This window comes from Streptomyces sp. NPDC030995, from assembly GCF_055571215.1.
In genome coordinates this window covers 34,108-56,049 of sequence record NZ_JBVIFS010000021.1, presented here as the reverse complement: position 1 = coordinate 56,049, position 21,942 = coordinate 34,108, and the positions used below count along the sequence as shown (strand labels likewise).

General features: G+C 72.7%; 18 protein-coding genes and 1 pseudogene. 9 read left to right on the top strand and 10 right to left on the bottom strand.

Going from position 1 to position 21,942, the window contains the following annotated elements; all coding sequences use genetic code 11:
• Window positions 1-13 precede the first annotated feature (13 nt).
• The gene (locus ACZ45T_RS27150) at window positions 14-1,144 is read left to right on the top strand and encodes an ATP-dependent DNA ligase (RefSeq protein ID WP_468445682.1); all 1,131 of its coding nucleotides are present in this window, start codon (window positions 14-16) and stop codon (window positions 1,142-1,144) included.
• On the opposite strand, the gene ACZ45T_RS27145 is transcribed toward ACZ45T_RS27150, so the two are convergent.
• Window positions 1,045-2,583 carry an NAD(P)-binding protein gene (locus ACZ45T_RS27145; protein WP_468445680.1) on the bottom strand — a complete coding sequence of 513 codons (1,539 nt, stop codon included), beginning with the start codon at window positions 2,581-2,583 and terminating at the stop codon, window positions 1,045-1,047. The two genes, ACZ45T_RS27150 and ACZ45T_RS27145, sit on opposite strands and share 100 nt — an antisense overlap.
• Before the next feature lie 98 nt (window positions 2,584-2,681).
• Window positions 2,682-3,656, bottom strand: a complete 975-nt coding sequence (locus ACZ45T_RS27140) for an NAD(P)/FAD-dependent oxidoreductase (protein WP_468445678.1) — start codon at window positions 3,654-3,656, stop codon at window positions 2,682-2,684.
• 66 nt (window positions 3,657-3,722) lie between these two features.
• On the opposite strand from ACZ45T_RS27140, the gene ACZ45T_RS27135 reads away from it, so the two are divergent.
• Window positions 3,723-4,355 (top strand): helix-turn-helix domain-containing protein, encoded by a 633-nt coding sequence (locus ACZ45T_RS27135; protein WP_468445676.1) that lies wholly within the window; start codon window positions 3,723-3,725, stop codon window positions 4,353-4,355.
• Window positions 4,352-4,837, top strand: coding sequence for a nucleotide triphosphate diphosphatase NUDT15 (locus ACZ45T_RS27130; protein WP_468445674.1), 486 nt, complete (start codon window positions 4,352-4,354; stop codon window positions 4,835-4,837). Before ACZ45T_RS27135 ends, ACZ45T_RS27130 begins: the two co-directional genes overlap by 4 nt.
• 73 nt (window positions 4,838-4,910) lie before the next feature.
• Here ACZ45T_RS27130 and ACZ45T_RS27125 read toward each other — a convergent pair whose 3' ends face one another.
• The 4 genes from ACZ45T_RS27125 to ACZ45T_RS27110 form a co-directional block, all read right to left on the bottom strand.
• Window positions 4,911-5,582, bottom strand: coding sequence for a GOLPH3/VPS74 family protein (locus ACZ45T_RS27125; RefSeq protein ID WP_468445672.1), 672 nt, complete (start codon window positions 5,580-5,582; stop codon window positions 4,911-4,913).
• Window positions 5,583-5,678: 96 nt separating this feature from the next.
• Window positions 5,679-7,775 (bottom strand): MDR family MFS transporter, encoded by a 2,097-nt coding sequence (locus ACZ45T_RS27120; RefSeq protein WP_468445670.1) that lies wholly within the window; start codon window positions 7,773-7,775, stop codon window positions 5,679-5,681.
• A gap of 97 nt (window positions 7,776-7,872) precedes the next feature.
• Window positions 7,873-9,228, bottom strand: a complete 1,356-nt coding sequence (locus ACZ45T_RS27115) for a 6-phospho-beta-glucosidase (protein WP_468445668.1) — start codon at window positions 9,226-9,228, stop codon at window positions 7,873-7,875.
• Window positions 9,229-9,402: 174 nt separating this feature from the next.
• Window positions 9,403-10,392: a helix-turn-helix domain-containing protein gene (locus ACZ45T_RS27110; RefSeq protein ID WP_468445666.1), complete on the bottom strand. Its 990-nt coding sequence runs from the start codon at window positions 10,390-10,392 to the stop codon at window positions 9,403-9,405.
• 216 nt (window positions 10,393-10,608) lie between these two features.
• On the opposite strand from ACZ45T_RS27110, the gene ACZ45T_RS27105 reads away from it, so the two are divergent.
• From ACZ45T_RS27105 to ACZ45T_RS27095, 3 genes are all read left to right on the top strand, one after another.
• Window positions 10,609-11,277 (top strand): helix-turn-helix domain-containing protein, encoded by a 669-nt coding sequence (locus ACZ45T_RS27105; RefSeq protein ID WP_468445664.1) that lies wholly within the window; start codon window positions 10,609-10,611, stop codon window positions 11,275-11,277.
• 142 nt (window positions 11,278-11,419) lie between these two features.
• Window positions 11,420-11,899: a toxin-antitoxin system, toxin component gene (locus tag ACZ45T_RS27100; protein WP_392056609.1), complete on the top strand. Its 480-nt coding sequence runs from the start codon at window positions 11,420-11,422 to the stop codon at window positions 11,897-11,899.
• Window positions 11,896-13,065: an MAB_1171c family putative transporter gene (locus ACZ45T_RS27095; protein ID WP_468445662.1), complete on the top strand. Its 1,170-nt coding sequence runs from the start codon at window positions 11,896-11,898 to the stop codon at window positions 13,063-13,065. The genes ACZ45T_RS27100 and ACZ45T_RS27095 overlap by 4 nt, the downstream gene beginning before the upstream one ends.
• A 54-nt stretch (window positions 13,066-13,119) precedes the next feature.
• Here the strand turns inward: ACZ45T_RS27095 and ACZ45T_RS27090 are convergent, their stop codons facing one another.
• On the bottom strand, window positions 13,120-13,896 hold the full coding sequence (locus ACZ45T_RS27090) for a bestrophin-like domain (RefSeq protein WP_468445660.1): 777 nt from the start codon (window positions 13,894-13,896) through the stop codon (window positions 13,120-13,122).
• A gap of 101 nt (window positions 13,897-13,997) precedes the next feature.
• Window positions 13,998-14,597: a hypothetical protein gene (locus tag ACZ45T_RS27085; RefSeq protein WP_468445658.1), complete on the bottom strand. Its 600-nt coding sequence runs from the start codon at window positions 14,595-14,597 to the stop codon at window positions 13,998-14,000.
• A 110-nt stretch (window positions 14,598-14,707) separates the two neighbouring features.
• On the opposite strand from ACZ45T_RS27085, the gene ACZ45T_RS27080 reads away from it, so the two are divergent.
• On the top strand, window positions 14,708-16,417 hold the full coding sequence (locus ACZ45T_RS27080) for a serine/threonine-protein kinase (RefSeq protein WP_468445656.1): 1,710 nt from the start codon (window positions 14,708-14,710) through the stop codon (window positions 16,415-16,417).
• 121 nt (window positions 16,418-16,538) lie between these two features.
• Here the strand turns inward: ACZ45T_RS27080 and metG are convergent, their stop codons facing one another.
• A complete protein-coding gene (metG, locus tag ACZ45T_RS27075; protein WP_468445654.1) occupies window positions 16,539-18,254 on the bottom strand; it encodes a methionine--tRNA ligase in 1,716 nt (571 codons plus the stop codon).
• A 412-nt stretch (window positions 18,255-18,666) separates the two neighbouring features.
• Here metG and ACZ45T_RS27070 point away from each other — a divergent pair, with 412 nt between their 5' ends.
• Window positions 18,667-19,269 (top strand): sigma-70 family RNA polymerase sigma factor, encoded by a 603-nt coding sequence (locus ACZ45T_RS27070; protein ID WP_468445652.1) that lies wholly within the window; start codon window positions 18,667-18,669, stop codon window positions 19,267-19,269.
• Window positions 19,270-20,153: 884 nt separating this feature from the next.
• Window positions 20,154-20,873, top strand: a pseudogene (locus ACZ45T_RS27065) (IclR family transcriptional regulator domain-containing protein); the annotation flags it as partial.
• A 420-nt stretch (window positions 20,874-21,293) separates the two neighbouring features.
• Here the strand turns inward: ACZ45T_RS27065 and ACZ45T_RS27060 are convergent.
• Window positions 21,294-21,942: PLL family lectin (locus ACZ45T_RS27060; RefSeq protein ID WP_468445650.1), on the bottom strand; the 649-nt coding region annotated here is incomplete at its 5' end.

The following is a 21,942-nucleotide window of genomic DNA, read 5'->3' as shown; positions in this document are numbered from 1 at the left end:
CAGAATCGAAGGCATGGATCTGCCCGTGATGCCGCCCGTGAAGCCGATGCTCGCCAAGTCCGTGGCGAAGATCCCGCCCGGCATGCAGTACGAGGCCAAGTGGGACGGCTTCCGGGCCATCGTGCACCGTGACGGCGACCAGGTCGAGATCGGCAGCCGGACGGGCAAGACGCTGACCCGGTACTTTCCCGAGCTGGTGGAGGCCCTGAAGGCGAATCTGCCCGCCCGCTGCGTCGTGGACGGCGAGATCGTGATCGTTCAGGGCGGGCGCCTCGATTTCGACCGGCTGACCGAGCGGATCCATCCCGCTGCCTCCCGCGTGAAGCTGCTCGCCGAGACGACCCCGGCCAGCTTCGTCGCCTTCGACCTGCTCGCGCTCGGCGACGAGTCGCTCCTGGACACCCCGCTCACCGACCGCCGCACGGCCCTGACCCAGTCCCTCTCCACTGCTCGACCCCCCGTTCACCTCGCGCCCGCGACCACCGATCCCGCGCTCGCGCAGGAGTGGTTCGAACGATTCGAGGGCGCCGGGCTCGACGGGGTGATCGCCAAACCCCTCGATCTCCCCTACCGGCCCGATGCCCGCCTCATGTTCAAGATCAAGCACGAACGTACCGCCGACGTCGTCGTCGCGGGTTTCCGTTTCCACAAGAGCGGTCCGATTGTCGGATCGCTGCTGTTGGGGCTGTACGACAGTCGCGGCGCCCTCCAGCACGTGGGTGTGTGCGCCGCCTTCCCCATGAAGCGCCGCGCCGAGCTGGTGGAGGAGCTCGAACCGCTGAGGATGGAGGACGCGACCGGACACCCCTGGGCCGCCTGGGCCGAGGAGTCCGCGCACGAGAGCGCGCGACTGCCGGGCGCGCAGAGCCGGTGGACCGGGAAGAAGGACCTGTCCTGGGTGCCGCTGCGGCCCGAGCGGGTCGTCGAGGTCGCGTACGACCACATGGAGGGCGACCGTTTCCGGCACACCGCCCAGTTCCGCCGCTGGCGGCCCGACCGGGTGCCGGAGAGCTGTACGTACGCCCAGTTGGAGGAGGTCGTCGGCTACGACCTGGCCGAAGTGCTCGGCCCGGCCACCGGCCCGGCCACCGGTGCCGACGCCAGCGCCACCGGTGCCGACGCCGACGCCGGCTCCTCCGGCTGAGCGGCCCACCCGCCGGCCCCCGCCGTCAGCTCCTCCCACTGCGCCCGGTCCGGCCCCGCCGCGTTCGGCGCGTAGTCCGGCCGCGCGGCCAGCCAGCGCGCCACCCGGGCCCGGATCTCCGGATCCGCGTACGCCCGCTCCGGCGGTTCCACCAGGTGCCGCACCCGCGCCCGCGCCCGCATCACCTCGGGGTCCTCCAGCGCGCAGTCGAACAGCGCGGCCACCTCGCGCGCCGTCCCCGTACGCCCGGCCCGCGTCGCGAAGCGCTCCCCGATGGCCGCGTCCGCGACGACCTGGAAGTCGAACCACGGCTTCAGGGTGCGCACCGCCCAGGCGTGGTGATCGACGGCGAACCGCGCCGATCCCGGGTCCCGGTGCGCCGTACGGGCCACCCGGCGGGCGGCCCACAGGGCGAGCGAGGTGCCCTGCCCGAGCGTCGGATTGGTGTGCGTGATCGAATCCCCGACCGGCACCAGACCGCTCACCACCGGGCCCCGCTCGTCGACCAGCGCACTCCACCGGTTGTCGAGGCTCGCGGTGGCCAGCACCTCCGACTGCGGCTCGGCCCCCAGCGCCAGCCAGACCGCGGCGGGCGGGAAGGTGCGCGCCGCTCGCTCGAAGACGGCGGGATCGCGCAGCGCCGAGCGCGTGGTGTCGGCGGTGTGCACGAACAGCGTCACGGCGAACAGCCGGTTGTCGGCCGGGAAGACCGCACACCCGGCGAAGGCCCCGCCGGTCACCGCCCAGGGCCGGCGCGGCCCCTCGTCCATGCCCTCGGGAAGCCGGTACCAGCGGCAGAAGTACGCGAGCCCCGTGCGGTGCCGTTCCACGACGGGCGGCCGGCAGCCCGCCGCGGCCAGCCGGCGCTCCAGGCCACCGCGCCGCCCGCCCGCGTCCACCACGACGTCCCCCTCGTACGTCCCGGCCCCGGTGGTCACTCCCGTCACCTGGATCCCAGCTGCGGCCGCCAGTCCGGGAACCGGGACCGGGACCGGGACCGGGGCCGTGGTCAACGCGGTGACCGGTTCCCCGTACCGGACGACGACCCCGGCCTCCGCTCGCAGGGCGGTGGCCAGCGCACTCTCCAGCACGATGCGCCGGGCCTGGAGCATGACGAGGTCCTCGTCGCCGGGGAGCTCGGGGGGACGCACGTCGAACCAGTCCAGCTCGTGCCGCTCGCGGGCGCCGAGCCGGAGCATCTCCGCGTGGACGTCGGGCAGTTCCTCCCGCAGCACGTTGCGGGCGGCCCCGAGCAGCACGTGCGGCTGGGACGCCTGCGGCACGGTCGGCCGCCGCCAGCCGAAGAAGTCACGGTCGAGCGCCGTGCCCGGAGCGCGCGTATCGCGCTCGAACAGTTCGGCGGTGTGCCCTTGCCGCGCCGCGAGCAGCGCGGTGGCCAGCCCTCCGACGCCTCCGCCGATGACCAGCACATGTGCCATTCGAGCGCCCCCCTGAGCCGATGAACCGTACGACGATCACATCGCCCAGAGCCTGCGCGGACGGAGGTCGGCCGAAACCCGCACAGGCGTCCGAGGCCCTACGCCCCGCCCGCGCGGTACGCCTCCACGGCCCGCCGGGTTTCCGCCTCGATCAGGTCGGTGTTGACGGCGACGGCCGCGCGCACCCCTTGGGCGGCCGCGCCCGCGACCTTCTCCAGCGGGTCGGTCACATTGCCCGCCACCCATACGCCGGGGAGCGCGGTGGCCCCCGTGGCCGGGTCGGACTCGACGCAGGTGCCGATCACGTGGCCGTCCCGCTCCACGGCGGCGGTCGACAGACCCAGGCTGGTCAGCACGCCCGAGCGGGCGGTGAACCGTGGGGCCACCACCAGGGCCCGGCACTCCGCCACGGCGCCGCCGGCCAGGGTCACCCCGGTCAGCCGGTCGTCCTCGACCGCGAGGCCGGTCGCCTCCCCCTCGACGACCCGTACGCCCAGGGCGGCCATCAGTTCCCGGTCCTCGGCGGTGAGCGGCCAGGTGTGCGCCAGCAAGGTGGTCCGCTCGCTCCAGTGCCGCCAGAGCCGAGCCTGGTGCACGGCGAGCGGGCCGTCGGCCAGCACCGCGATCGGCTGGTCCCGGACCTCCCAGCCATGGCAGTACGGGCAGTGCAGCACGTCCCGCCCCCAGCGCGCGCCGAGGCCCCGCACTGCCGGGAGCTCGTCCACCAGACCGGTGGCGACCAGCAGCCGCCGGGCCCGCACGGTCGAGCCGTCCCCGCAGCGGACCAGGAAGCCCCCGTCGGGCAGCCGGTCCGCGGCGATCGCCGTGCCCCGGCGGATCTCCCCGCCGTAGCCGGTCACCTCCGCGCGCCCCCTGGCCAGCAGCCCGGCCGGGCTCTCCCCGTCCTGGCCGAGGTATCCGTGCATGTGCGCGGCGGGGGCGTTGCGCGGGCTGCCGGAGTCGATCACGAGCACCGAGCGGCGGGCCCGGGCCAGGGTGAGGGCCCCGGCGAGGCCGGCGGCCCCGCCGCCGACGATCACCACGTCGAACGAGTCGTCCATTGCGTTGTCCATGCCTGCGAGGGTCCGTCCGGGGGCTCTCATTTGACAAAACTTCTTGCCGAAGCGGCAAATGGACCCATGGCCACCGAGGAACACGACGAGGAACTCGCGGACGTGCTCACCGCCGTGGGCCCGCGGCTGCGCGCCCTGCGCCGACAGCGCGGCACCACGCTGGCCCAGCTCAGCGAGGTCACCGGCATCTCGCTCTCCACGCTGTCCCGGCTGGAGTCGGGCCGGCGCAGGCCGACGCTGGAGCTGCTGCTGCCGCTGGCCAAGGCGCACCGGGTGGCGCTCGACGAGCTGGTCGGCGCCCCGGACATCGGGGACCCCCGGATCCGGCCGCGCCCCTTCGTGCGGCACGGCCACACCTTTGTACCGCTGACCCGCAACTTCGGCGGGGTGCACGCCTTCAAGCAGATCCTCCCGCCCCTCTCAGGCCCGCCGCCCGAGCCCGAACTGAACGTCCACGAGGGCTACGAGTGGCTGTACGTGCTGTCCGGGCGCGTCCGGCTGCTGCTCGGCGAGCACGATCTCGTCCTCGGCCCGGGAGAGGCCGCCGAGTTCGACACGCGCACCCCGCACGCCTTCTTCAACGCCGGTCCGCAGCCGGCGGAGTTCCTCAGCCTCTTCGGCCCCCAGGGCGAGCGGATCCATGTCCGCGCCCGCCCCGCCACCACTACCACCACCACCGCACCGGAAGGACGTCCATGACCACCACCGACGAGCGCCCCGAGCGGGCCGTGCCCCAGCCCAATGCCGTCGTAGGCGTCGGGCTGGTCGTCGTCGGCCCCGACGGCCGGGTGCTGCTCGGCCAGGCACACGACGGCCGCTGGGAGCTGCCCGGCGGCAAGGTCGACCCCGGGGAGGGCTTCGAGCAGGCCGCTGCCCGGGAGCTCGCCGAGGAAACGGATCTGCGGGCGGCCCCCGACACGATCCGCGTCCTCTCCGTCCAGATCGACGCGGCGTCGGGCGTGACGCGGCTGACGGCGGCCGCCGTCACCACCGCGGCCCAGGGGGTTCCCACGGTCACCGAGCCCCACAAGATCGCCCGCTGGCAGTGGTTCGCCCCGGCCGAGATCCCCTCGGCCCTGTACCCCCCGTCGGCGGCCGTACTGCGCACCTGGCGCCCGGAGCTCACCACGCTGCCGCACGTCCCCTCGTACGACTACCCGACCGCGAGCCCGACCGCCTGAGCGCCCCGCCACGGGCTGCGACGAGCCACCGCGACCGGGCCACCGGAACGGACCACCGCGACGCGCCAACGGGCTAGCCCGCCGGCGGGGCGACCGTCAGCACCGTCACCGTCGTCACCGCGACCATCGCGGCCTGCACGTCGCGGATGGCCACCCGGACGCTCTCCGCGGCCCACTGACCGGCGGCTATCTCCGCCATCCTCGGTGCCACCGAACCGAGCCGCCGGTCGGGGAAGGCGAGCCGGTGCAGCTTGGCCGAGTGGATCAGGGCGATGAGGCCCGCCGTGCGCTCGTCCGGCTCGGCGTCGTCGAGGACGGCGTCGCGGAGCCGCTCCCGCAGTGCGCGCTCGACGGCGGCGTCGGCCTCCGGGTAGCGGCGCTGCGGGAACATCCCGAGCACCTTGCGCACCTCCTCCACCACCAGCCCCCGCTCGGTCAGGCCTGCCAGCGCGGCGTCGACCGCCTTGGTGTGGTCCTTCGTCAGCCAGTCCGTCACCCGGCCCTTGCTGCGGCCCCGCAGCCAGGCCCCGATGAGCAGGATCCGGCTGTCGAGCAGCCGCTCCCCCGTCGGTGTGGTGTCCCTGAGCTCCAGGTACTTGCCCGACACCGACACCCGCTCCGCCATGACGAGTTCGAGCAGTATCCCGCCCGCCACGGCCCAGCCCGCCGACTGACGCTGCTGCATCGCCCCGGACTCGTCGTCCAGGCACAGCAGCATGATCTCCTCGGCCAGCGTGATCCCCATGCGCGCTCCCCCGTCGTCGGTGCGTCCGCCTCGCCTCGTCCCCCCGTGTACGAAGGACGCCCGGCGGCCGTCGGAGGTTCCTGACGCGCCCCGCCTCTACCCCCGCAGCGCCACCCTCGGCGCGAAGTTGCCCTCTCCCAGGTCCTCGGCCAGCAGGCGCTTGGCGATCGCGTCCGCCGCCACCCGCAGTTCGGCGCTCCGCGGCCGGCCGCGGTCCTTCTCCAGCTGGTCGCCGAGCCAGTCGGCCCACGCCCGCGAGATGACGTCCGCTTCCCGCTGCCCGGCCGGATTGAGGGTCAGGAAGCTGCCCTCGCGGCTGAGGAAGCCCTCGTCCTCCATCCGGTCGAAGACCGGGAGCAGTACCTCCGGCGGCAGCGAGCGGCGCCCGGCGATCAGGCCGAGGCTGGCGTGGCCGACCGTCCGGGTCATCAGCTCCACCTGCATCACCGCCCACGCGCCCGCCATGTCCAGCCGGGTGTCCGAGGCCTCGACGATCCCCCGCGCCGTCTCCGGGCCCATGTTCCGCACGAGTTTGCCGACCGCCAGCTCCAGCAGCTTGGCCGAATCCCCCGAGGTCGTGGCCGGCGAGGCGAAGCCGTCGCCCATGTCCGTGGACCCGGCCCGGGCGGTGTCGCGCAGGTGCACCTCCTTGAGGAAGAGCGCCACGACGAATCCGATCACCGCCACCGGTACGGTCCACAGGAACACCGTCTGCAGCGCCTCCGCGTACGCGTCGATGACCGGCCCGGCCTCGGCCGGATCGAGCCCGTGTACGCCCTGCGGGCTCTGGGCGGCCTTGCCCAGCTGCGCCGGATCGGCCCCGGTCGCCCGCGCCGCCTCCGCCACGCCCTTGGCCAGCTCGGGCTCCAGGCTGTTGGCGTAGATCGTGCCGAAGACCGCGGTCCCGAAGGAGCTGCCGAGCGTACGGAAGAAGGTGACGCCCGAGGTGGCGGTGCCGAGGTCGGCGTAGTCCACGGTGTTCTGCACGGCGATCGTCAGCACCTGCATGCACAGGCCGATGCCGACACCGAGGACGAACATGTAGAGCGATTCCAGCCAGGCGTTCGTCCCCGGCCCCATCAGGGACAGCAGGTAGAGCCCGCCGCCCATCACGGCGCAGCCGACGATGGGGAAGATCCGGTAGCGCCCCGTCTTGCTGGTGACGTTGCCGCTGAAGACGGACGCGATCAGCAGGCCGATGACCAGCGGCAGCGTCCGGACGCCGGAGACCGTGGCCGAATCCCCGTCCACGTACTGCAAGTACGTCGGCAGGAACGTCATCGCGCCCAGCATGGCGAAACCGACGACGAAGCTGAGCACCGAGCAGACGGTGAAGACGGGATTGCGGAACAGTCGCATCGGCAGCATCGGTTGCGCCGCCCGCGTCTCCACCACGCAGAACAGCGCCAGGGCGACGGCGCCGCCCGCGAAGAGCCCGACGATCGTCGCGGAGCCCCAGGCGTACTCGTTCCCGCCCCAGCTCGTGGCCAGGATCAGCGCGCTCGATCCGATCGCGACCAGTGCGATGCCCAGATAGTCGATCACCGGGCGCCCGGCCGCGCGTACGGACGGGATGGTCCGAGCGGCCGCCGCCACCACCAGGATGGCGATCGGGACGTTCACGTAGAAGGCCCAGCGCCAGCTCAGGTGGTCGGTGAAGAGTCCGCCGAGCAGCGGCCCGATCACCGTCGCGACGCCGAAGACCGCGCCGATCGCGCCCTGGTACTTGCCGCGTTCGCGCAGCGGGACCACGTCGGCGATCAGTGCCATGGAGGTGACCATCAGGCCGCCCGCGCCGATGCCCTGCACGCCCCGCCACAGGATGAGCAGGGTCATGTTGCCCGCGAGACCACACAGGAACGAGCCGGTGATGAAGATGATCGCGGAGACCTGGAAGATCAGCTTCCGCCCGAAGAGGTCACCGAACTTGCCCACCAGCACCGTCGCGACGGTTTCCGCGAGCAGGTACGAGGTCACGACCCACGACATGTGTGCGGCCCCGCCGAGATCCGCCACGATCGTGGGCAGGGCGGTGCCGACGATGGTCTGGTCGAGGGCGGCCAGCAGCACGCCCAGCATGATCGTGCCGAAGACGACATTGCGCCGCCGCCGGTCCAGCACGGGTGGCGCCGCGGGTATGGCGGTGGCAGTGGTCACAGTTCGCACTCTCACAGCGCCCCGGCCGGGCCGCATGCCACGCTCCGCCGAACGGGCGAGGTGAACGGCGGCGCGAACGGCCCCCCGAGCACCGGTCCGAACGGGGCCGCCCGGCCGCCCCACCGCCACCGGATCAGCGCAGGTAGGCCAGCCCCGGATGGGCCGCCGCGTACCCGTCCAGCAGCCGCCGGGCGACCCCCACCGAGTCCACCAGCGGGTGCAGCGCGAAGGCCTTCACCGCGTCCGCCCGCGAACCGCTCGCGGCCGCCGCCAGGACCTCCCGCTCCACCGCCTTGACCGCCGTCACCAGCCCCACCGCGTGCAGGGGCAGCTGCTCGACGCCCACCGGGTGGGCGCCGTTGGCGTCGACCAGGCAGGGCACCTCGATGACCGCCCCGGCGTCGAGGACGGACAGCGTCGAGCCGTTGGGAACGTTCAGGATCAGCGTGGCCCGCTCGTCCCGCGCGATGGCCCGCATCAGCGCGAGCGCGACCTTCTCGTAGCCCCCGGACTCCAGGTCGCTCTCGTCACGCTCGCCGACGCCCGCCGCCTCGCGGTTCTCGGCCATGTACGTGGCCTCGCGCTCGGCCCTGGTCCGGTCCCAGGCGGCCAGCGCCGCCCCGGCCGGCTGTCCGGCCCGGCCCGCCTCGGCGTAGAAGCCGCGCTGCTGGTCGCGCAGGAAGGCCCCGCGCGTCTGCTTCGCCTCCTGGTACGCCCGTACGGTGTCACGGTTGAAGTAGTAGTAGTGCAGGTACTCGTTGGGGATCGCGCCGAGCGAGCGCAGCCATTCGGCCCCGAAGAGCCGCCCCTCCTCGAAGGACTCCAGTGCCTCGGTGTCGGCCAGCAGCCGGGGCAGCTCGTCGCGGCCGCCGATGCGCAGCCCGCGTACCCAGCCCAGGTGGTTGAGGCCGACGTAGTCGATCCAGGCCTCCCCCGGACGGGCCCCCAGCAGCCTGGCGATGCGCCGGCCGAGGCCCACGGGGGAATCGCAGATGCCGATCACCCGCGCGCCGAGCTCCTCGGCCATCGCCTCGGTGACCAGCCCGGCCGGGTTGGTGAAGTTGATGACCCACGCCTCGGGCGCCGTACGGGCGATCCTGCGCGCGATCTCACGGGCCACCGGCACGGTCCGCAGGCCGTACGCGATCCCGCCCGCGCCCACCGTCTCCTGGCCCAGCACCCCTTCGGCCAGGGCGATCCGTTCGTCCGCGGCGCGCCCTTCCAGGCCGCCGACGCGGATGGCGGAGAAGACGAAATCGGCCCCGTGCAGGGCTTCGTCGAGGTCTCCGGTGGCCGTGACGGCCGGGGCGTCCGGCACTCCGGCGGCCGTGGCCTGGTCGTGGAGAACCCGGGCCATGGCGGTGAGCCGCGCCGGGTCCTCGTCGTACAGCGTCACATGGGACACCCGGCCCTCGGCGTGGTCACCGAGCAGTGCTCCGTAGACCAGCGGTACCCGGAAGCCGCCTCCGCCGAGGATCGTCAGCCGCACGTCCTTACCGCCCTTCGCCAGTGCCGTTCCCGGTGGCAGTGCCGTTCCCGGTGGCAGTGCCCTTTCCGGTGGCAGTCCCCGCGTCGATGCGGTTCCCAGTGCCACGATCGATGACACGATCGGTGACACGGGATCCGCGGCACGCTCCTGCCGGCACCAGTCTCCCCCGGCGGGTCACTCCCCCAGCGACGGCACGGCGCGCAGCCTGGCGCCCTGCTGGTGCAGGGATCCGCCGCGGCCCGGTACGGGACCCACCGGCGCGCCCAGCGGCGCCGAGAGGATCAGGGTGATCCGGGTCAGGCCCATCTCGTCCAGCATCCGGCTGCTTTCGGCCACCATCCGGCAGCGCACCAGCCCCCACTGCGGGTCCGGGTGGCGCACGCTGCGCACCGCCCCGTCCTGCTCGGCGGCGTCGGCCCCCCGCATGCTCAGCCAGTGCGGCACCCCGTACCGGTAGGCGGCCTCCATGAACGGGTCACGGGCCACCTCCTGGCGGATGCTGCGCAGCCCCTCGTCCTCCGGGGCCGCGGCCAGCGCGGTCGCGAACTGTGCCAGCAGCGGCACGCACCAGCCGGGTTCGTGGTCCTCCAGCACGCCCGCCGCGTCCGGGTGGAACAGCACGAAGCGCAGGAAGTTGTCGTCCGGCAGGGCCGTCGGGTGCGGCCGTACGGACTGGAAGAGCGTGTCGAAGGCCGAGTTGGTGAGCGCGACGTCCCAGCGGTGGTCCACCAGGAAGCTCGGGTAGGGCATGGACTCCATCAGGGCCGCGTAGTCGCACAAGTAGTCGCGCTGGGCGGGGTCTTCGGGCAGCCGGCTGTCCTCGGCGGCCCGCCAGGTGGGCGGCGGGTCGCGGTCGACCATGACGCGGAACAGCCAGAAGCACTGCCGCTCGCTCATCTCCAAGGCCTCGGCCAGGGCGAGCAGTTTGCGGTCCGTCCACTCCTTGACCAGGCCGCGTTCCCAGTTTCCATAGGCACGCACGCTGATGCGCAGGCGTGCCGCGAGGTCCTCCTGGCTCAGGCCCAGCTCCTCGCGGCGCTGGCGCAAAATCTCCTTGCGTCGCTCCGACCGTACGGCGCCACGTGCGGACTCCTCGCCCGCCAGGCGTTCCTCACCGGCTCGGGCGAGGCCATCGGACGGGCCCACCGCTGCGAGATGTAGCACCGAGAGCTCCCCCTCCTCCGGTATGGATCTTCAATTCCGTGTGGCGATCCTGCTACCGACTTCATTCGAGTGTCAACTATTGTGGCAATTCCAGCCTCTTGACAGCTCATTCCCGCCACAGCTGTGGCACGTTCTAGCCCTTCTGGGCGAGAGCGGCTAGATTCCAGAAGCCGACCATGTGCCGTACCGACTTCGCGCGATCTAGGAGAACCACTGGTGACAGACGGCTTCCCGGCTCCCGTCGCGGTAGCCAACGCACCCCTGGCAGCCACCATCACGCGTGTCGCCGAACTCGCGGGCAAGATGGGCCGCGACCCGAACCAGGTCTTCGACCTGCGGCGGCTCTCGGAGGCCTCGGGCGTGCCCACGGACGTGATCAGGACCCTGCTGGAGGGCAGGCCGGCCGGCGAACCCGATCTGCAGACCCGCTTCCTCCAACGGCTCGATCTGCTCCGCCGCACCCGCGTCAAATCCAACGGCCGCCGCTACACGCAGCAGGAGATCGCCGACGGCGCGGGAATGTCCCGCCAGCAGGCCGGGGCCCTGATCAACGGCGACCGCCGCCCTACGATGGAGCACTGCGACGCGATCCAGCGCTTCTTCGGGGTACACGCCGGTTTCCTGACGGCCCATGACTCCGACGCCCTCACCGACGCGCTCCAGCGGACCGAGCAACAGCTGCTCCAGGACTTCGCGGGCCGCGCGCGGGAAACCGTACCGGCCTCGGCCGCATCGGCGGGCGATCCGCTGGCAAGACTTCTCCAGAACCACGGCGTACGGGGCATCGCCTGGCGCGCCGCCCAACTGCCCAGCGACAAGCACCGGGACAAGGTGACCGAATGGCTGGACATGCTCCTCGAAAGCGTCAAACCGAATGAATCCTGACCCAGTCGAAAGTCTGGGTCTGATCCTTGAGTCCTGATCCGGATCCGCGCCGACGGGGAGAACGGTGAGCATAGGCAGAGAGCAGCGGCGGTTGTGCGGGGAGCTGGTGGCCGGCATCCGGCTGACCGCACCCGCGGAACCCATGGACCTCTACGCTGCCCTCTGCGAGGGCATGAGCAGGCACCGCGGCCGCCGGGTGGACTTCCGGATGGCCTCGTTCCCTCCGCGGACGGCGAGCGGACTGTGGCTCGACATGGCGGACCGCGATCTCGTGGTCATCGAGGAACGCACCGCGCCGGACCACCAACTGGTGATCCTGGGCCACGAGCTGTGGCACATGAAGGCCGGCCACTGCAGCCACCACGTCGACGGCGCCGCCGTCGCCGCGCGGCTGCTCTCCGACGAGGCCGACATCGGCGAGGCGGTCCGCCGCGTCGCCGCACGCACGCGCGCCGACGTCCAGGAGGAGACCGAAGCCGAGACCTTCGGTTTACTGCTGGGCAGCCGGTGCCGGACCTGGCTGGCCGGATCGGCGAACCATCGCCCTCCGGCCCAGCGCGACCAACTGGCGGGCCGGATCGAGGCCTCGCTGGGCTACCGGGGGCACAGGAACGACCGTTGAACGGCGAGGACTACTACATACCGGCGGCCGCGATGGCGATCTCACTCGCCTTCAAGCTGCCGGCCCTTCGGCACAACTGGCGCGACCCGCTCCTGCGCTCGGTCGTGGCCCTGCTGACCCTGGCGGGAGCGGTGTTCACCTTCGCCGCTCCCCCGACCATCGCGGCGGTCAACCGCTGGACGGGGATCGTCAACGTCTCCGCCCCGCTGGTGTACTGCCTGCTCACGGCCTTCAGCGCGTCCTGCCTGGTCCTCATGGTCAACTGGCGCGGCGGGCCGCCCGATCAGACCCTTCGCGTCTCGCAGCGCTGGATCATCGGCTACGGCGCCGTGATCGTGGTGCTGGTCGTGCTCTTCGCGCTCGGCGAGACGCCGGTCGAGCGGCTGCGCGACTTCGACACCTACTACGCGAACACCCCGTACATCGGCCCGATGATCGCCCTCTACCTGCTGGCGCACCACGTGGCCGCGGTGGTGATGGTCGTCCTGTGCTGGCGCTGGTCCATGCAGGTGCGCGGCTGGCTGCGGATCGGCCTGATGATCATCGTCGCGGGCTACATCTTCAACCTCGCCTACGACGCGACGAAGATGTCCGCGGTCACCGCCCGCTGGTTCGGCCACAACCTCGACGACCTGAGCACCTACGTGGCCCCGCCGCTCGCCGCCGTGGGCGCGCTGGTCAGCGCGATGGGCTTCGTGGTCCCGCTCGTCTGCCAGCGGTTCTCGGACCACTGGCAGACCTGGGCCACGTACCGCCGGCTCGGCACCCTCTGGCAGGAGGTGCAGATCTCCGCACCCAGCGGCACGCCCTCCGTGCAGATGGCCTGGTGGACCGCGGGTGAGCTGCGGGTGATCCAGCGGGAGTCGGACATCCACGACGGCTTCCTGCACTTGGGCCCGTACTTCGACAAGGGCCTGCGCGACGGCGCCTACGAGAGCGCCGTCGCCGAGGGGGCCGACGCGGAGACCGCCCGTGCGGTCGCCGACGCCGCCATGGTCGCGGCCGCCGTGCGGGCCCGCTCCGCGGACCCCGAGGGCAAGATCATCGGGGACGAGGCGGAGCCCCTGCTCGACACCGCCGACGGGCCCCGGGACCTCCTGCGGATCTCGCACGCCCTGCGGCACTCCCCGGTGGTGCAGGCGGTCCGGCAGCGGGTGTCCGTCTAGGACCCCTTCGGTCCTGGCGGGTCCTGGCGGGCTGGGCCCCGTCCTGTCACAGCGCTAGTCGGCGGCGGCCATCGCCGTCGCCGGGAACAGGTCCTGGAACGGGCCCGCCGAGTCGATCCCGCCCCTCCCGTACGGGGCGTCGAAGCTCCACACCATGAAGAGCAGGAACACGATCAGGGCGCTGAACAGCCCCGCCAGCAGCAGCTCCCGCCCGGAGCGGCGGATCTGCAGGGTGAAGATCAGCCCGACGGTCACCACCCCGCCGACGACGAGCCCCAGCCACACCACGGCCGGCAGCGTGGACTCGGAGCTCTGCGTCCGCGAGTGGCGGGCGTCGTCGGCGGCGGCGATGTGGTCCAGCAGCGGCTGGTAGGCCTGCGCCTGGAGCTCGGTGGCCGGGCTCTGGTGGGTGACGTCGGTGCGCAGCTTGCCGAGCAGTTGGGCCCCCTCGGCCGAGGCGGTCTCCCCGGAGGTCATCCGCGGCCAGTCCACCGCGACCGTGTGGGCGACGTACGCGTCCACCTCGCCGCGGATCCGGTCGCGGACCGGGGCCGGGTAGACGTCGGCGCGCTGGGTGACCTCGTACAGCGCCTGGGCCTCGCGGCGCACGCTGTCCTCGGCGGCGCCGCGCGCCTCCCAGACGCCCGCGATGGCCAGGCCCAGCACGATCGCGTAGACCACGCCCACCATCATCGTCATGTACTCGATGACATCGGGGGTTTCGCTGGTGTCCTCGTCGTCGGCGGCCCGGCGGTGCCGGATCGCGGTGATGGCGAGGACGACGGCGCAGACGAGCGCCATGGCGATGGCCAGGACCAGCCATTCGGACACGTGGATTCTCCCGGTGTGGATCGGTGGACGGATCGGTGGATGACTCGATGGACGGGCCTTGTACGGCCTGTGTACGGGCCGTACGTACGCGCGCGCGGCGGTCAGCCGCGGCTCTTGGAACGCGGGCGCAGGGCGGCGGCGGCCAGTACGGCCGGAGTGGTGACGACGACCATGAGCATCACGGTGGACATCCCGCCCGGGCCGCGCCGCTTCAGGGCCACGGAGCGGTACGGACGCACGTGAAAGGCGCTCACGTGCGCGGCGGCGGCCCTGGGCCGGGGCGGAGCCGAAGCTTCGGCCGGCGCCGCACCGTCCTCGCCCCCGGGACCCGGCGCGGGCGGCGGCGGCTCCGCGTCCCCGGCCCGGGCCTCCGCCGACGGCCCAGCCGGCCCAGCCGGGGCAGCCGGACCCGGCGGCTCCGGCTGCCCGGGCCGCCGCGGCCCCCGCGGGGCGGCGGGCGGCTCGGGGGTCCGCCCCGGGTGGTGCACGGTCGGCCGGTCGTCGCCGGGCAGGGCCGCCCGGACCGAGGGCCGCGCGGAAGGCCGTACGGCGGGCCGCTGCGGCTGCCCGCCCGGCACGCACAGGTCGACGCGCGCTCCGCGGCCGGGGCCGTGGCCGTCGCCCGCAACCGCCACATGGCCGTGCAGCGGGCAGAGCGCCGCCACCAGACCCGCACCGGCGAAGTACTGCCAAGCGGTCACCGCGCGTCCTCCCGAATCTCCGGAGCAGATGTAAGGCCTACCTCTGGAGAAACGATCAAGGGCCGCCTTCGACACGCGGCGGACGTCGCGAGATGCGGCATGATGTCGCCATGGGGACCGAGGGGGAGAACGCCCGTCTGATCGCCGGGCGGTATCGGCTGGATGCCAAGCTCGGACGCGGCGGCATGGGCATCGTGTGGCGCGCCACCGACCAGCTGCTCGGCCGCAACGTCGCCGTCAAGGAGGTGGCGCTCGACCCGGCGCTGTCCGGGGACGAGGCCCGGCTGCAACGTGAGCGCACGCTCCGCGAGGCGCGCGCGGCCGCGCAGCTCAAGCACCCTCACATCATCGTGGTGCACGACATCGTCGAGGATCGCCAACGCCCTTACATCGTGATGGAGTTGGTCGAGGGCGGCTCCCTCGCCGACCGGCTCTCCCGCACCGGTCCGGTGGACCTCGTCGAGGGCGCCCGGATCGGGATCGCGCTGCTCGGCGCCCTGCGTACGGCGCACGCGGCCGGTGTGCTGCACCGGGACATCAAGCCGGCGAACGTGCTGCTGGAGGCGCCGGGGGGCCGGGCCGTGCTCACGGACTTCGGCATCGCGCAGGTGGCGGGCGCGACGACGCTGAGCTCGACCGGGGCGTTCGTCGGTTCCCCCGAGTACACCGCGCCCGAACGGATGTCCGCCGAGACGCCGGTGGGGCCCGAGTCCGACCTGTGGTCGCTGGGCGCCCTGCTGTGCGCGGCCGTCAGCGGCGCGTCGCCCTTCCGGCGGGACTCCCTCGGCGGGGTGCTGCACGCGGTGGTCTTCGACGAGGTCCGGCCGCCCGCCGCGTGCGGCGCGCTGCTGCCCGTGGTGCGGGGTCTGCTGGAGCGTGATCCGGCCAAGCGGCTGGGCGCGGCGCAGGCGGAGGACATGCTGCGGGCCTACGTGGACACCGCGCCGTCGTACACGCCGACGCAGCGCAGCGTGACCAGGCCGGCCGGGTCGGAGCCGACCCGCGCAGCCGGGCCCGTACCCACGCCCACGCCCGTACCCACGCCCGCACCCGCACCCACGCCGCCGTCCCCGCCCACCGTCGCCGCCGCCTCCGGGAAGCGGCGGCCGCGGGCCGCGCTCATCGCCGGCCTGCTGGCGGCCGCGATCGCCGGGGGCGGCCTGTCCGCCGCCGCGCTGCTCATGAACGAGGACGAACGCGGAGGGCAGGCGTCCACGAGCGGTGCGGCCGGCACCCGGACCGCGGCCACGGACGTGGGCAACTCCGCGCCCGCCCCGGCGCGCACCCCCACTCCCACGGCCCCCGGTGGGCGGACGGGGACGGCGTCCCCGTCGGCGCCGCCGGCGGCCGCCCCCTCCGCCGACAACAAGCCCGCCCCCGCCGGCTACCGCATCGTGAACGACCCGGCGGGCTTCTCGCTCGCCGTCCCCACCGGCTTCACGCGCAAGGTCGAGGGTTCGCGGATCTTCTACATGTCGCCCGGTGAGACCTTCCGCATCGGCATCAAGGTCTCGGATCCGGAATCCGGCGGACCGCTCGCCGTCCACCAGCGCGCCCACGCCAAGGGGCCGGAGAGCAACCCCGGTTACCGCGACGCCGAGGTCGTGGCCACCACCCACGACGACCGGCAGGCGGCCCTCTGGCGGTTCACCTGGGACGGCTTCTCGGCGGCCGAGGGCCCCCGGCACACCCGTGACATGTGCTGGGAGGAGGGCGGCCGGCTGTACGACGTGTGGGTGTCCGCACCGGTGGGCCGGACCGACGAGGCCCGCGGCTACTTCGACACCGCCGTACGGACCTTCGTACGCACCGGCAGCTGAAGACCCCCTCCAGCTCCGGCCACGCCACGCTCGCCATGCCGATGCCGGCCCCGCCGGCGGGTACGCGGAAGGGGCGCGACCTGGACCGGTCGCGCCCCTCACGGAGTTCTCACTCGAAGGCTCAGGCCTCCGGGTTGCCGCCGAAACGCTCGCGGTAGGACTCCAGGTCCTCCTCGGTGACCCGCGCGAAGAGCACCGGCGGCACGGTGAACGGCGTACCGGCCGGGACCGCGTCCAGTGCCTTGGCCTGCTCCGGGGTGACCCACGTGGCCGTGTCGTCGGCGAGCTCGAAGGAGGAGCGCATGGCGCGCGCCGAGGCCGGGATGAATGGCTCGGAGACCACCGAGTAGAGGTGGATCAGGTTCATCGCGGTGCGCAGGGTGAGCGCCGCGCCCTCCAGGTCGGTCTTGACCTCCAGCCAGGGGGCCTTCTCGTCCAGGTAGGCGTTGCCGGCCGACCACAGGGCGCGCAGCGCGGCCGCCGCCTTGCGGTACTGGAGGGACTCCATGTGGCCCTCGTACTCGGCCAGCAGCTCGGCGATCTGCTCGCCCAGCTTGGCCTCGACCTCGCCGGCGGGGCTGCCGGCGGGGACCTCGTCGCCGAACTTCTTGCGGGAGAAGGTCAGTACGCGGTTGACGAAGTTGCCGAGGGTGCCGCCGAGGTCCTTGTTGACCGTGGCGGTGAAGTGCTCCCACGTGAAGGACGAGTCGTCGGACTCGGGTGCGTTGGCGATGAGGAAGTAGCGCCAGAAGTCGGCCGGGAGGATCTCCAGCGCCTGGTCCGTGAAGACACCGCGCTTCTGCGAGGTGGAGAACTTGCCGCCGTAGTACGTCAGCCAGTTGAAGGCCTTGACGTAGTCGACCTTCTTCCACGGCTCGCGGGTGGCCAGCTCGGTGGCGGGGAACATCACCGTGTGGAACGGGACGTTGTCCTTGGCCATGAACTGGGTGTAGCGGACGTCCTCGGCCTCGTACCACCACGACTTGTAGTCGCGGTTCTCCGGGTCCAGGTCCGACCACTCCTTGGTGGAGCCGATGTACTCGATCGGGGCGTCGAACCAGACGTAGAAGACCTTGCCGTCGGCGGCCAGCTCCGGCCAGGTGTCGGCCGGGACCGGGACGCCCCAGTCGAGGTCGCGGGTGATGGCGCGGTCGTGCAGGCCCTCGGTCAGCCACTTGCGGGCGATGGAGGAAGCCAGCTGCGGCCACTCCTCCTCGTGCTCGGAGACCCAGGCCTCGACCTCGTGCTGGAGCTTGGACTGCAGCAGGAAGAGGTGCTTGGTCTCGCGGACCTCCAGGTCGGTGGAGCCGGAGATGGCCGAGCGGGGCTCGATCAGGTCCGTGGGGTCCAGGACGCGGGTGCAGTTCTCGCACTGGTCGCCGCGGGCCTTGTCGTAGCCGCAGTGCGGGCAGGTGCCCTCGACGTAGCGGTCCGGCAGGAAGCGCTCGTCGACCGGCGAGTAGACCTGCCGGATCGCCCGCTCCTCGATGAAGCCGTTCTTCTGGAGCTGGCGCGCGAAGTGCTGGGTGATCTCGCGGTTCTGCTGGGAAGAGCTGCGGCCGAAGTAGTCGAAGGACAGCTCGAAGCCGTCGTAGACCGCCTTCTGGGCGTCGTGGGCCTGCGCGCAGAACTCGGAGACGGAGAGGCCGGCCTCCTTGGCGGCGAGTTCGGCGGGGGTGCCGTGCTCGTCGGTGGCGCAGATGTAGAGGACGTCGTGGCCGCGCTGGCGGAGGTACCGGGAGTACACATCCGCCGGAAGCATCGACCCGACCATGTTGCCCAGGTGCTTGATCCCGTTGATGTACGGAAGCGCGCTGGTGATCAGGTGTCGAGCCATCCTCGGATGCTCCATTTCCTATGTGCGGTACAACGTGACGTGACGGAGTGTGAATACGGTTCATCGTATCGAACCGCCGAAAGGCCACGCGCCGCATTTGTTCATGGGTGGGCGTAACGCAAAAGCGAGGGCAGTGACCTCTCCGTCACGGCCCTCGCGATCGGGCCCATGGTACAGCCGGACGGCGGCGCCCCCGAACGGCGGCCGAGGGCACCGGCAGCGGGCATATGCATACGTACCGGCTGGACCCCCGGACGATCGACATCGATCACGAGTCGATCACCACCGACGGAATGTCTCCAGGTTTCCTCTCTGCGCCCTCCGAGTGCGCCCGCGCTGCTTTCCTGTTCCAGCGCACAGGGGATGAGGTGGAACGGTGAGCGATGGCGGACCGGAGGAGTCCGGTGGGGCCGTGGGACTGCCGAGCCGGCGCCGACGGCCGACTCCCATGAGCCAGTGGGATCCGACGGCGCGCCTGTCGTACTGGGCCTTCCACGCCAATCGGCGGCCCGCGTACATGCGCTTCGCGTATCTGCAGCTGGGTTCCGACGCGGCCGCGGAGGAGGCGGTGGACGCCGCCTTCGACTCGATCATGGGCGAGTGGCTGCGGATGCTCCCCATGGACCGCCTGGACGCCTACGCCTGGACCATACTCAAGCACTGCCTGGCCGAGCGGCAGCGCCGGCGCCACCCCTGGCAGCAGCAGCCCGAGCCGATGGACATCAGCGCCTTCGAGGCCGCCCTCAAGGAGGCCCACGCCGACCAGTACGAGGTGCTGACCGACACCATCCGCTTCTACTCCGCCGTCTCCCGGCTCGCCGAACGGCAGCGTGACGCCGTCCTCCTGCGGTACGGACTCCAGTGCACCCCCGGCGAGGCCGCCGCCGTGATGGGCGTCGACGAGGCCACGGTCCGCTCCTACCTCGGCCAGGCCCACCGGCGGCTCGCCCGCCTGCTCGACACGTCCGCGGAGTCGGACGAATCGACCGAATCAGCAGAATCGGCCGAGTCATGAGCCGGTACGAACGCCGGCAGCAGCAGGGCGGCGACGCGACCCCCCGCTCCCTGGCCGAGTTCCTCGCCCGGGCGGGCGTCCGCGACCGCTACCGGCACTACGACCTCGGCGCCGCCGAGGCCCGCCTGCTGCGCGCCACACCGCACTCCCCCGCCGCCGGTCACCGCGCCCGGCGGCGGTCGGCCTACGGCTGGAGCGACCCCGCCCGGGACTGCCCGCTCGACGCCGAACGGGCCCGGCGCGACCTCAAGGCCACCTGCCTGGCCTCCGTGTGCGCGCCGAAGGCCGGGGCGCACCTCGACTCCTTCCTCACCGGCGGGCACACCGACATGGCCGGCGCCGCCGTCTTCGGCTGTCTGCTGTACCTCGCCGGGCTGCGCGAAGGGGCCCGCTTCTGGTGGCAGTTCGCCGCCGGTTCCGGGAGCCCGCGGACCGCCGCGGCCGCCTACTGCCTCTTCCTCGACCACTCCCGGCGCGGTGAGCACCACGACGCCCGGCACTGGGCGCGCGAGCTCGGCCGCCGCGGGTTCCGGCCGGGCGGCCGGCGGGACCTGCGGGAGGTCCGGCTGTGCGCGCAGGCGGCCGTGCTGCGCTACCTCGACCAGCTCGAGGATCCCGATCTGGGGCCGGTGCCGCTGCCGCGGCCCGGGCTGTCCGGGGTGCTGGCCGCGTTCCTGCCGCCGCCCGTCACCGTCACGGTCACGGCGGCGGCCTCGGTATCGACCTCGACCTCGACCTCGGTATCGACCTCGGTATCGACCTCGGTATCGGTCGAGGCGGCGGTGGCGCAGCGCTCCGGCCGCCCGGCCGCCGGACCGCTGCGCCACCCCGCGCTGACGGCGGCGGCCCGCGGGACCGTCGTCCAGGACGGGACGAGCGAGGCCCTGGCGGAGGCCCGGCGCGCGCTGACCGTCGTACGCGTCCTGGAGCAGCACCCGCTGGGGGTGCGGGCCGCCCAGCTCGCGCGGGAGTCGGGCCTCGCCGAAGGGGAGCTGCGGCCCCTGCTGTCGATGCTGTGCGAGGAGGAGTACGCGTACTGCCCCGGCGTGGCGGTGTACGCGAGCGGGCCCGCCCTGGACCGGCTCGCCACCCCCGGCGGCCACGGCCTGGCGAGCCAGCTCCAGCGCACCCTGGCCCTGGCCCGGGACAGCGCGGGCGCCGCGGTGTACCTGAGCCGGTACGCCGAGGGCGAGGTCCGGATCACGCAGATGGCCGACGGGCCCGCGACCCCGCCGGTCCGGGAGTGGGTCGATTTCCGGGCGGCCGCCCACGCCAGCGCGGTGGGCAAGTGCCTGCTGACCCAGCTCGACCACGACCGCCGAGCCGATCATGTGGCCCGGCACCGGCCCGCCCGGCTCACCCCGCAGACCATCACCGACAGCCGGGCCCTGTTCACCGCCCTGGACGCGGTGGCCCCGGGCGCGCCCGTCTTCGACCTGCTCGAATACTCCCCGGGGGTCGTCTGCTCGGCGGTCCCGATCGCCACCGGCGACGCCGCCGGCAGCCTCGCGCTCTCCCTGCCCGCGAGCCATGCCCACCGCCTGCGCGCGGCCACCGAGGCCCTGCGCCGCAAGGCCGTCCCGGTCCTCCTCGCCCTGCTCCTGTCCGGCGCGATCCCGCCGGACGCCCCGGCCGCGGCGGACTCCCCCGCCGCGGAGCCCCCGTCCCCGCCCGCGCAGCCCCGGCCGATGCGGGCCCCGGTCACCCCGGAGACCCTGCGCCACCTGCGCCGCCTCTTCCGTACCCCGCTCACCGGAGCCACGCCCGCCGCGGACGGCCCCCACCTGGTCAGCGACACCACGGCCGCGGCGGCCTACCTCTTCGACGCGGCCCCGGCCACCGGCCACCCCCGCCTGTCCCTGCCCCACACCTTCACATCGGTGACGCCGGGCAGCCTGACCACCCCGACGGGCCTGGTGGTCCTGGGGACGTGAACGACCCCGACCGGGGTGGTAGGACGAAAGGACCCCACACGATGTGTGGGGTCCTCGCTGCGTCCGAGTAGGGACTTGGGGAGGTGAACGTCAGACCAACATGCCACCGGCAGCGGACGAGAAGACACCGCCGAGCTCTTCCCAGTCCGTCCTGGACGGCAGCCAGTTGGAACCGTCCCACGCCTTGTGGAACATCTGCTTGTCCATGCCGAGGCCGAAGATGTCCAGCCGGTCTGATCCCCACGACGCGACGGCTGGAGGCGAACTGAACGCACCGCCCAGCGGCTCCCAATCCGTCCTCGACGGCAACCAATTCGAACCGTCCCACGCCTTGTGGAACATCTGCTTGTCCATGCCGAGGCCGAAGATGTCCAGCCGGCCGGACCCCCACGACACGACAGCCGGAGGCGAACTGAACGCACCGCCCAACGGCTCCCAATCCGTCCTCGACGGCAACCAATTCGAACCGTCCCACGCCTTGTGGAACATCTGGTCGTCCATGCCCAGCCCGAAGATGTCCAACCGGCCGGACCCCCACGACACGACAGCCGGAGGCGAACTGAACACACCACCCAGCTCTTCCCAGCCCGTCCTGGACGGCAACCAATTCGAACCGTCCCACGCCTTGTGGAACATCTGCTTGTCCATGCCCAGCCCGAAGATGTCCAACCGGCCGGACCCCCACGACACGACAGCCGGAGGCGAACTGAACACACCACCCAGCTCTTCCCAGCCCGTC